This window comes from Siphonobacter sp. BAB-5385 (assembly GCF_002261125.1).
GTDB lineage: Bacteria > Bacteroidota > Bacteroidia > Cytophagales > Spirosomataceae > Siphonobacter.
Window position 1 is genome coordinate 1 of sequence record NZ_NMPS01000170.1, and the last position, 258, is coordinate 258.

Below are 258 nucleotides of genomic sequence, written 5' to 3' on the forward strand. Positions count from 1 at the left end.
TTTTCCATCAGAATCTCTTAGTCTATTGTGTTCGAGTATAACTTTTTTGCCCTGCCACACATCACAATCTATGACATCATTTATACCAGTTTGGCAGTCTAAATAGGGTTTGCCAAAAGTATTTTTTAAACCATAATTAACTTGATCGAATTGAAGCTTAGTATAATTATAAGTGTGCCCAAATGAAATTATGATCGCGGCTAGTTTACTTTCATAAAAATATAAAGCTATCTCATCTATAGGCACTTCTTGAATTTT

At 31.8% G+C, this 258-nt stretch carries 1 protein-coding gene; it reads right to left on the reverse strand.

The genetic code is table 11. The features are described 5' to 3' along the window. Nucleotides 1–258, reverse strand: a 258-nt coding sequence (locus BWI93_RS28270) for a hypothetical protein (RefSeq protein ID WP_217902293.1), incomplete at both ends; no start/stop codon positions are given.